Below are 9,131 nucleotides of genomic sequence, written 5' to 3'. Positions count from 1 at the left end.
TCGCTGCCACAATGCAGTCAGAGCAATTCGTCGCAGAGTGCGCAACGGATGGCGCTTCATCAGCGCTGCATGAAATGCGGCCAGTTCATCCCGGGCATAGGCCTCTAGCGTACTTGAATTTTCCAATTTCCTGACGAGGCGCTCATAGTAAGCGGGGTCGGCGGGCATAAGGGTATTCGAATCCAATTCCTGCGGTTTGCTAAGCTCCTCCCAAAATACCTCTGGCGTCGCCTCCGATGTGGTCATGAGTTCATCATACTCGCGGTCGCTAAGGGGGCGGTCCTCTGCGATTGCCCTCCAGGCATCTTCCTCTTTCGGTGCGAGCGGGCTCTCATTGAAGAATCTTACCAACGCATTGCGTCTTTCCTGCGGTTTCGAGCTGAGCAGATCGGTATTGGAAAAGAAAAGGCAAAGCCTTCCTTTCGAATGAGCAAAGTCGCTTTGCCGCACTTCTGTTTTCCCAGCTTGGCACGCACCCGACCACCATCTTTCAAGGTTAGGCTGGCAGTTTTACGTCCGTTCCATGCCGCACGAAATGCTTTGTACAGGCTTCCCGTCTCAACAGAGATGTGTTCATTGAGCGGGTACCAGAACATCGGCTCCAGCCTCAGCCGGCGACAGAATTCTTCGTCGAGAAACAAGTTCAGCCGAGGTGAAGCAGGGAGAGGGTTGATCAGCAGCGCTGCCAGAACGTCATTTTGGAGATCATGCTTCTTCAAGATCGACCCCCCAAAGCTCCACGAGATAAGATTTCAAGAAACTGAGCGTCGCATCCCAGATTTCCGGATGCGCTTCTCTGAGTGGGACCAAAACCTGCGTTTCCAGCCATTCAAAGTAGTTTCGTTGACGCGAGCCTTTGCCGTCCGTAAACACCATGAGGATCGCAGTCTGCTGCTTTGCCGCTGCCCACAACCCTTCATCGTCCGGATTTGGGCACCATTCCATCGCGTTGGGCAAAACGGAGAAGAGCCAGTTTGCACGGGCTCTCGCGTTTGCATCATTTTGCGCTTCAATCTACACTTGGTGGATCGCCTTGAGGATAACGAAGCGCATGTTGGTAAGCCACGGCGTTTCCGCGATAACAAACGCGTTATTTAGGATGGGCATCGCGATACTTTCGCGAATCGCCCACAATTCCGGCGACTCGCGAAGGTGCAAGTTGTCGATCGCTGCCGCAGTTACGTGATAGACAAGCTCATTGACCTCCAGTGGCATTGCATAGAAACCGGATCGTCGGAGCTTGTCCCGTGCGGCCCAATAAGTTCCTTCGTCGAATTTTCCCGTTCTTCGGAGCTCTGCCAGGACATCGATTGTGCTAGCTGCGCTTGCGGAATGTTTTGTTCCGTCCGTCCAGGCCGGTAGTTTGTTCAGGAATCGATCGTCGGTGACCACGGCGTCGATGCCAGTGAGATCGGAAAGAAGATCAAGTGTCGGCGCAGAGGCGAACATGTCTTCCTCCTCGTCCTTGCCTTCCTGCTCAGGGAAATGTCTTGCCGAGAAGATGATCCGACCGGATTCGATTCCGTACACTAAGGCAGACCGGATGCTTTCGATTTCGTCAAGCAGATGGTTTACTTGCTCCCCGAACCGGATGGTCTGCGTGCTGGTTTCTTTGACACCTTCATCAACATAGACCGCGTCAACAGCGCGCGTCAGCGGTTCGAAGAGTTCGACGAAATCAAGATAGGTAACCGCCAGATCGTCGAGATAGAGTGTCGAGGATGCTTCGATCCGGTGAGCTGAACTCCAACCGCGGTCAACCTGATGCAGATAGCGTGCCGCTTTTCTTGTCGTTTCCGCATCGATTTTGCCTTCATTCGAAAGAAATGAGAGCACGGAGAGCATATCGGTGAGCTCATCGCTGTAGGCACCCATATCCGCCGATTCTTCGAGATAGGAACCCAATTTCATGACGGGTGCGCTGCGGACGACAAGGCCATTGGCCCGTGCCGCTTCCAATAAAGCGACCAGGTCCTCTCCGATTTCTTTTCCTGCGGGCGTCCTTTTTCGACCGAGCCGTCGCAGTAACTTCAGCTGTCCGGATGAGATAAGCACTTGCAACCGCGAAGCCTTCGCAATTTGTGACGGCTGCTGAACGCGCAGGAATTGACGTTCGGCAAACAGCAAGCCAAGCGTTCGTGAGGCGAGCACAATATGGTGAAAATGGTCGATGACCTGCCGCAATATGCCGAGATGGCTTAGCGTCAAGACAGCGGTTATGTCTAACGCGACCGTCATATCGCCCGTCAATTCGACAGAACCTCTTGCCCCGGAAAGGGCAGATACTGGAAATCGCACTCGGCGGTCAGAAACATCCTGATTGCAATGAGCCTGACCCAGTATCATGTCTGTGATCTGCCGATGGGCGGTGCGCGCGTACACGAATGTAGGTATTTCGGCCTGGCGAAGCGAAAGATCTAGTTTTTCTCCATGGTATCGCCGGCCGGAGAGATTACTGACGGCCTTCTTGAAAAAGAGCGTTTGAACGGGCCCTTCGGGTCCGGAAAGCTCGATTGCTTTCTGGAACCATTTCTGTGCCTGGTCTCCACGGGCTTCCTCGCCGCTTGCGCTAGCAAGCATAAAGGCCGCGAGATAGCTTTGCGGATTGTCCGGTTCCTTAGCAACTGCAGCGTCGCGGAATTTATCTACGTAAGGACTTCCGATCTCGAATACGAGCCTGGCGAGACACGGATGGTGTCCTTCGCCGAAAGTGTATCAATGTGTGCGGCTTCCCGAGCGACAACCACCTGAAGATACCCCCCAGTCGCCGGTCTCGACCGCCGTATTGATCGCGAGTTCACGATCATTACTGTCGTTGCGTTTGTTCACGAGGTTGCGGGCAATAGTTTGCGCCTCTGTCAGCCGCCCCAGCCCGTAGAGCGACCAGCCCTTGATGGCCTCAACCACCAATCACGGCGAAGGCTTAGGCTGGCAACAAGAAGGCGGAGGTCCGAGATCTTTTTCTCAGCCTCGTAGCGCTGGCGATAGCACTCGACTTCTTCATTAGCCGTTATGGCGGTAATCGCCTCTTCAGCATCTCGTACTTGCTCCTTGGACAGGTATTTGCCACGGTGTTCGGCAAGCTGGCGTTGCGCGGCTTTTAGGTGCCCGGCACGTGTCACCGCCTCGATTTCGATAGCGGCAAGGAAATCGAGCATGAGATCGTTCTGGGAAAAGAGATCGCCGCGATACTCGTCAAAAATTGGGCAATCGCTTGGGCGTCGCCACTGTGAAACGCGATAAGAAACGCGGCAAAGCGTTCATCCGATGACCAACCGCCAATCTTGCGCCGGTTGGCAAGGTTGCGCGCAAGAGCTTCCGTGTCGAATTCGACGCCATAGGCCAACGCCAGTCGGACTCGACGCAAAGTCAGGTCGGGGTCGAACTTCTTTTGTGATCTGTGTTTCGGCCTCGTCGTGCTCGTCGTCGATCTCAAGGCGAATCCAAAGAATGAATTCGGCAAGGAAATTGCCCAATTGCCCAAAGTCAAGTTCCCCGGCTTGGCTAGCGAGAGCCCGAAGATCGGCGAGCGCCGCCTTGAGGTTTTCTTGCGCTCCCTGTCCGCCGGCGATGTTCAAAACCCGAGGGTTGATCGGCAACCCCTGGAACAAGACAGCCTTCTGATCTGCGGGCAGGATTGCGGCTAGGAGCAATTGCGCGCGCACCAAATGCAACGCCGCGATTTCGGAAAAATAGGCGGGCGGTATCACGAAGATGAATTGGAGCGCTTGTTCGAAACCCTCGGCTTCAATTGCCTTAATAACCAAATTCATTGCGTTGGGTGCCGTAAGATCCTGCGCGCCCAATGATTCCTCGGCCAACCATTCGCGCGCTGCCTCGACACTGCCCTGGCGGATCAGAATTGCGAAAATCGCTGAGCGTGCTTCAATGTCCGTCCGGGTTTTGAGATTCTGGAGTGCTTCATCGACTTGATCTGGTGCTCCCTTGAGAAATGCGTCCACCACAAAGAAATCCCGTGACGGGTCGAGTCTTGCAGCTTCTTCTCTGAAGCGAACTGCGTGTTCGCGAGTATCGGCCTGTGCGCTTGCACGCGCCGCGCGCTCGCAAATCTCAGCCCTCAAATCCGTTGATCCGAGGCAAAGATCTCCGTCGAGCGCTCGTTCCGCCAATGTTGCAAGTTCATCGACCGTGTCGGCCAACTTCAATCCGCGGCGCTTTAGCGCCTTTGTCAATTCTTCGCGCAGGAGGCGATCTGCAATCAGTTGCGGGAGTCGTGTGGCCAGCCCTTCCTCACCTCTTGCAACTTTCCTGGCAAGATTTTTCAGGTCTTCCCTGGTTGCGAGTGCCGCTTGCCCTTCGGCCAAAGCGTCGAGCTTACGGTTTTGCTGGTCGAGCGCAGGGCTGAGTCCGGGATCAAACGACGGCTTTGCCGCCGCGCCGATCGCCTCCAGCCAACCAGCATGGAAATACTCAAGTATAGTATGCGAAATTGTTCTAATATTTCCGGTGAGTTTGTTAAGTACACATACTTCGTAACCAAGACCCACTTCTTTGAAACAAGCACGCTCGGCGATAATATTGTCATTCAGAGCATAATTTTTTAACTCTACTGACACGGCAAGCACAAACCGCTCGACTCCTTTGTCTTTCCAGTGCCCGTTTATGTGGTTGAGGAAATCATTGCTCCATGTGGTCAAATCACTGGACTGAATGCGCTTGTAGCGTTTGCAGGATATGACCAGAACCGGTTTCTGATCTTCCGAGAAGCCCTCAACATCGACGCCGAACTGCGCGACGCCAGATGTTCTCTTCAACTCGGCACGAACAATGCCCGGCTCTTTTTCGGAGATAGCAACGAGTATTTTCTCGAAATCTTCGTCGTGCGTCTCTTGGAGGGAGAGGAGACGCTGATTTGGTGCCGGCGGTAGCGATCGAAGCTCGTCACTCGGTTGCCCCTTATCGGTTTTTGATTTCTTTCGAGCCATGCCCTAACGTCACACATCTCCGCCGTGAATTTATGTTGTCCATGACCAAGTAAAACAATTGAACAAGATAGCCTGATTCCCGAGTGTGTGAGAATGTGATGTCATCGGTCGAAAAATAGGTGTCCTTTAGAATGCGCATATGACGGACGAGCTTCAGCAAACGATCTGGATCCAAGCGCCGAGTCGCACTTAGTGAGAAACGTCTTGAATGGGGCCGTTTGCGGCCCTTCGTCAGTGGGATGGGTGATACCGTACAGCGTGACCGAACCAGTCATCAGCTGCGCATGCGAGATCAGAAGCAGGCAGATATCCTATGCACTTGTCTAATCGGATGACGAACTGCCTGAATTCCTCAATTCCATCTCTGCATCATGCAATCGCAATCTGATCGTGGCGACGAGTTCGTCGCCACCTTCGCGTCAGACGTCGCGCATGACGGCAGCGACAGCACTCATTATCCGTACAAGGGTGCCATTGAACTCCTGATCCATTTCCAACTGCTTTGGCTGCAATTTGGCAATACGGTCACTTGGAGGTGGGGGGCCGACAACAGCTGTGCCGTCACCGGCCGGATCTTTGGACGCGCGAAGGATCTCAAGCGCGAGCAGCATCAGCGAAGCGCCAGCCCCGGTCCTAGTATACGGGTTTGGGAGAAGCGGGAACGGCTCGAACTCAAGCTGCTCACAGACCTTCACTGCAAACGCGTCAACCTGAAACTCCTGCACCATGGGATCGTCATCGGCACTGCGGTGGCCCAACACGTGATGACCGAATTCGTTCGCTAAGGTGAAATACTCCATCGACCAAGCGACCTGTTCGAACAGGTGAAACTCCATCGGCGATGAAGGACGAAAGGGTACGAGAACATATGTGCCTGTCCCTGAGAACGACACGAAAATCCGCACCCAATAGAGGACCAGATTAGGATGCTTCAGAAGGAGTTCTCGATCGATCGCCAAGTCGGAACTTTTGGACCTCCAATGCGCGATATCAGCGTAAAGTGTGCGAGTGTAAGCTCGCTCCATCAGGCCGCACCATCTGAATAAGAACGAGCTAACCGAAAGCATGCCTTGGTCGGTCATGATTACGTTGGTGAGGGATGCCGAGACGCCAGCCTTCGGGCCGATCGCGACCTCCACCTTTTCGTGGGAAGCCTCCTTGGTTTTCGAAATTTCCTTTCGAACGCGGTCTGAAAGAAACTTCAATTTGAACTCTAGGCAGCGGACGCATTAAATCGGATCCATATTCGGGCTGATGCGAGTTTGACGCCTGCCATGTAGTTGCGTGGATCCTTCTCGTATCGTGTGGCTACGGCCCTGAAATTCTTGAGCTTGTTGAAGAACCTCTCGACCAGATTGCGCCTCCTGTAGAGGTGTTTCGAGAAGGCCGGACGACGGCGGCGGTGCGGCATGGGCGGGATGTTGGCGAAAGCATCTTGCCTGGCGATTAGGTCGCGTATGGCGTCCGCATCGTAGGCGCGATCCGCCAGAACCATGGCTTTGGGCGGAAGCCGCGCGAGAAGTGGCAACGCCCTGATGGCCGTCATAGGCCTGGCCCTCGCTCAGGCTCAATCCGATCGGCAAACCACAGGCATACACCACAGCGTGGATCTTGCTGGTCAGACCGCCCCTGGAACGGCCCATGCAACCGGATCCCCCTTTGTTATCCCCGTTGGCACCATGCTGGTGAACGCGGATCGAGGAGCTGTCGATCATCTGGATGTCACCGTCATAAGCTTCTGAAACGGCTTGCAGGATCCGATCTCAGACGCCGGTGGCCCGCCACCACACGAAGCGGTTGTAGCAGGTTTTGTGCGAGCCGTAGCGTTCAGGGATATCCGCCCACGGCGCGCCCGTGCGCCACCGCCAGAGGATACCGTTGATCACTCGGCGGTCGTCAACGCGGCCCCCCCGCGCACCTTCGTGAGAAGAAGCGGCTGGATCACTGACCATTCCGCATCGCTCATATCAAAACGCGCCATTGCAAACTCCTTTCGGAGTTTGAATCAAACCAAGGTTGATTTGGCTACCCGTTTATGAGGGCGTCTCCTAGACCAAGTCCAATCCCAGGGCTGTTGACGCTTTCTAGCTTGCCATGGAAGCGTTCCACCTCATTGCGCCGCGCGATTTCGGTTTCCGACCAGCCAGCTTCTTTCAACGCTTTGGCGGTTAACTCGCGCTGTGCGGCCTCACTTCCTTCATCCGGTTCATGCAAAGTCGCATTCAGGTCTGCGGCCACCCTTTCAAATATCTGCGCCCAGAGGTCGCGGGCAGCATCGTTGTGCCGCTTCATTCGATGAAGCTCAGGATTTCAGTACCCTGCTTCACAACAACGCGCCTTACGTGGTCGCGAATGTCTGCGACCGAATGGTCAACGGCCAGCTCAACCACACGCTCGTGACGACTGCGCCGTTCTCGCCAATGGGCATACGGATACTCTGCAATACGGGTGAAAATGGTTTCGTCGCGCGGATGCGGCATCGACTTGGTACAACCGCTGTTGATCGGACAAAACCAGATCGAATCCCTGCGTGCTTCAATCAGGGGTCTCGCGTCGACTTCAAGAACATCGTGCTCCCGGTCGCGATAGACTTTGGCATTGGTCAGCTTATGAAAGCGTTCCTCCGAAAGCCAGAAGAAGGCCTTGGCGATCAGCAGTTCATACCAATCTGCCAGGGAGAGGTGGTCGGGCAAAGCTCTTTTAAGGCCTGCATCACTCATCGGGATCTGGTCCGCACGACGGCCCGAAGAAGGCCGTCACCTGTCACTTCAATGCTCTTCGGTCGATGTCGGCTTTCAATCTCGGTACTAATTGGTTGTTGAACGGCATAGTGCTCTAAGAGTGCGCTGGTGCTCAGCAGGCCATTATTGTTTTATTGAGTCCCATGAACCGCGTTCGGCCATGTGGTACAGTGTTGGACAATTAGTGATGAGCTCTTCGAGTTCCGCTTCAGTCACCATGCCCTCCGGTCGATAACGTTGCGCCAAATTAAAATTCGTCGACAGCAAGGAGACGGGGCGGCCTGAAATTCTTTCAATCTCCTCAACGAAACTAATTGTTTCCTGTGAAAGCTGCTCAAAGCGAAAGACCCTTCGATTGCCCACGTCGAAATAGTCAACAAATGTTAGAGCGATGTCCGTCGGACCATTTAGCTGGACGGAGTCACGAAACTGAACCCAGTCGAACTCTGCTATCCGCCGTGGCCTGTTAGTGGTGGTAGGCCGCTCGTTCTTCTCAAGCTCTTCGAGCGGTATGCCGCTACGCCGATGGATCTCGGGCATGTCGACCTCATGCGCCATTGGCCCCGATGGCCCGCCCACCCTGATCGGGTAGGTGCGACAGACCATGATGATCTTGCGAACGTTCGAAGGCGCTATACCGGCATCAGCGAGACAGCCGGAAACAGAGGTATCCCTCGTCGTAACATGAGGATAGTCGCCATGATGAAGGCTTAGGCCAGTGCCCTGCGTGCCCTCTAGCAAGATCCGTTGGCCAGCCACCATCGCGCTTGCCAAGACCTGACGCGCGCTTCCCAAGTATGTCTGGAGCACTCGCGCGGAAGCAATGCCACCCCCCTTGCGCCGTTGAGGATGCTGCTGAATCGCTTTGCTTCCTCTTCGTGGTCCGCGCTCATGATTATCATCGCGCGCGGATCGATCGTCAGCCTCTCGGCATCGATCTTATGGTCAGCGATCTCTTCAAGAAGCTTCTTAGGATAGATCACCGTGCCTGGTCCGAAGAGCAACTTCGCGTTCGGTGCACGCTCTTGTGCCGGAAGGTAGATGATCGTATTTCTCCGGCTTCGGTTCCGCATAAACCTGATGGCCGGCATTAGGGCCGCCAACGCGCACCAAGAGATCGTATTCCAGCGCGATGTGGCCCACGATGTTCCCCTTGCCTTCGCTTCTGAACTGCCCGCCGATCAGAACATCGACCAGAGCATCGTTCAATCTAGGATAGAGATTGAGGGGTGCGGTGGCCCGAACGAGGACGGCTTCCTTGCTGCACCGGTCCGGCAAAACGACAATGTCGGCGACTTCAGCGAGCTTTTTGATCTGGCGCTCAGTCCGATTGCGCTTCAACTCATCGTAGGCAACCGCTTCATCGTCTTCCCGGCTGCGTGCTTCGTACCGCTCGCGCAGTTCCTCGTCGGTGGCGGTTAGGTGGACGTGACGGACTTCAACG

11 protein-coding genes and 1 pseudogene are annotated in these 9,131 nt (G+C 54.9%); 1 reads left to right on the top strand and 11 read right to left on the bottom strand.

Annotation, left to right across the window (positions count from 1 at the left end):
- The 11 genes and pseudogenes from QNJ43_RS11175 to QNJ43_RS11125 all read right to left on the bottom strand — a co-directional run.
- A partial coding sequence (locus tag QNJ43_RS11175; RefSeq protein ID WP_300470016.1) for a hypothetical protein occupies positions 1-351 on the bottom strand: 351 nt, incomplete at its 3' end.
- Complete coding sequence (locus QNJ43_RS11170) at positions 345-719, bottom strand: hypothetical protein (RefSeq protein ID WP_300470014.1); 375 nt, start codon at positions 717-719, stop codon at positions 345-347. The genes QNJ43_RS11170 and QNJ43_RS11175, both read right to left, overlap by 7 nt.
- Positions 706-957: a hypothetical protein gene (locus QNJ43_RS11165; protein WP_300470012.1), complete on the bottom strand. Its 252-nt coding sequence runs from the start codon at positions 955-957 to the stop codon at positions 706-708. The genes QNJ43_RS11170 and QNJ43_RS11165 overlap by 14 nt, the downstream gene beginning before the upstream one ends.
- A 57-nt stretch (positions 958-1,014) precedes the next feature.
- The gene (locus QNJ43_RS11160) at positions 1,015-2,580 is read right to left on the bottom strand and encodes a hypothetical protein (protein WP_300470011.1); all 1,566 of its coding nucleotides are present in this window, start codon (positions 2,578-2,580) and stop codon (positions 1,015-1,017) included.
- Between the two features lie 278 nt (positions 2,581-2,858).
- Complete coding sequence (locus QNJ43_RS11155) at positions 2,859-3,158, bottom strand: hypothetical protein (protein ID WP_300470008.1); 300 nt, start codon at positions 3,156-3,158, stop codon at positions 2,859-2,861.
- Between the two features lie 102 nt (positions 3,159-3,260).
- Positions 3,261-4,946, bottom strand: a complete 1,686-nt coding sequence (locus QNJ43_RS11150) for a hypothetical protein (protein ID WP_300470006.1) — start codon at positions 4,944-4,946, stop codon at positions 3,261-3,263.
- A gap of 419 nt (positions 4,947-5,365) precedes the next feature.
- Positions 5,366-6,151: a hypothetical protein gene (locus QNJ43_RS11145; protein ID WP_300470004.1), complete on the bottom strand. Its 786-nt coding sequence runs from the start codon at positions 6,149-6,151 to the stop codon at positions 5,366-5,368.
- An 8-nt stretch (positions 6,152-6,159) separates the two neighbouring features.
- Positions 6,160-6,927, bottom strand: a pseudogene (locus QNJ43_RS11140) (IS5 family transposase).
- 44 nt (positions 6,928-6,971) lie between these two features.
- A complete protein-coding gene (locus QNJ43_RS11135) occupies positions 6,972-7,238 on the bottom strand; it encodes a hypothetical protein (protein WP_300470002.1) in 267 nt (88 codons plus the stop codon).
- Positions 7,235-7,666 (bottom strand): hypothetical protein, encoded by a 432-nt coding sequence (locus tag QNJ43_RS11130; RefSeq protein ID WP_300470000.1) that lies wholly within the window; start codon positions 7,664-7,666, stop codon positions 7,235-7,237. Before QNJ43_RS11130 ends, QNJ43_RS11135 begins: the two co-directional genes overlap by 4 nt.
- A gap of 144 nt (positions 7,667-7,810) precedes the next feature.
- Positions 7,811-8,497 (bottom strand): adenylosuccinate synthetase, encoded by a 687-nt coding sequence (locus tag QNJ43_RS11125; RefSeq protein ID WP_300469997.1) that lies wholly within the window; start codon positions 8,495-8,497, stop codon positions 7,811-7,813.
- Between the two features lie 231 nt (positions 8,498-8,728).
- On the opposite strand from QNJ43_RS11125, the gene QNJ43_RS11120 reads away from it, so the two are divergent.
- Positions 8,729-9,109, top strand: a complete 381-nt coding sequence (locus QNJ43_RS11120; RefSeq protein ID WP_300469994.1) for a hypothetical protein — start codon at positions 8,729-8,731, stop codon at positions 9,107-9,109.
- Positions 9,110-9,131: the final 22 nt, after the last annotated feature.

It is taken from the genome of Breoghania sp. (assembly GCF_030066895.1).
Classification (GTDB): Bacteria; Pseudomonadota; Alphaproteobacteria; order Rhizobiales; family Stappiaceae; genus Breoghania.
Note: the sequence above shows the minus strand (reverse complement) of the source record. Positions and strands in the feature narration are given on the sequence as shown.

Excerpts from the sequence above, each read along its gene's own strand:
- QNJ43_RS11155 (WP_300470008.1), bottom strand. The coding sequence starts at position 3,158 with ATGCTCGATTTCCTTGCCGCTATCGAAATCGAGGCGGTGACACGTGCC.
- QNJ43_RS11135 (WP_300470002.1), bottom strand. The coding sequence starts at position 7,238 with ATGAAGCGGCACAACGATGCTGCCCGCGACCTCTGGGCGCAGATATTT.
- QNJ43_RS11160 (WP_300470011.1), bottom strand. The coding sequence starts at position 2,580 with ATGCTTGCTAGCGCAAGCGGCGAGGAAGCCCGTGGAGACCAGGCACAG.
- QNJ43_RS11150 (WP_300470006.1), bottom strand. The coding sequence starts at position 4,946 with ATGGCTCGAAAGAAATCAAAAACCGATAAGGGGCAACCGAGTGACGAG.
- QNJ43_RS11120 (WP_300469994.1), top strand. The coding sequence starts at position 8,729 with ATGATCGTATTTCTCCGGCTTCGGTTCCGCATAAACCTGATGGCCGGC.
- QNJ43_RS11130 (WP_300470000.1), bottom strand. The coding sequence starts at position 7,666 with ATGAGTGATGCAGGCCTTAAAAGAGCTTTGCCCGACCACCTCTCCCTG.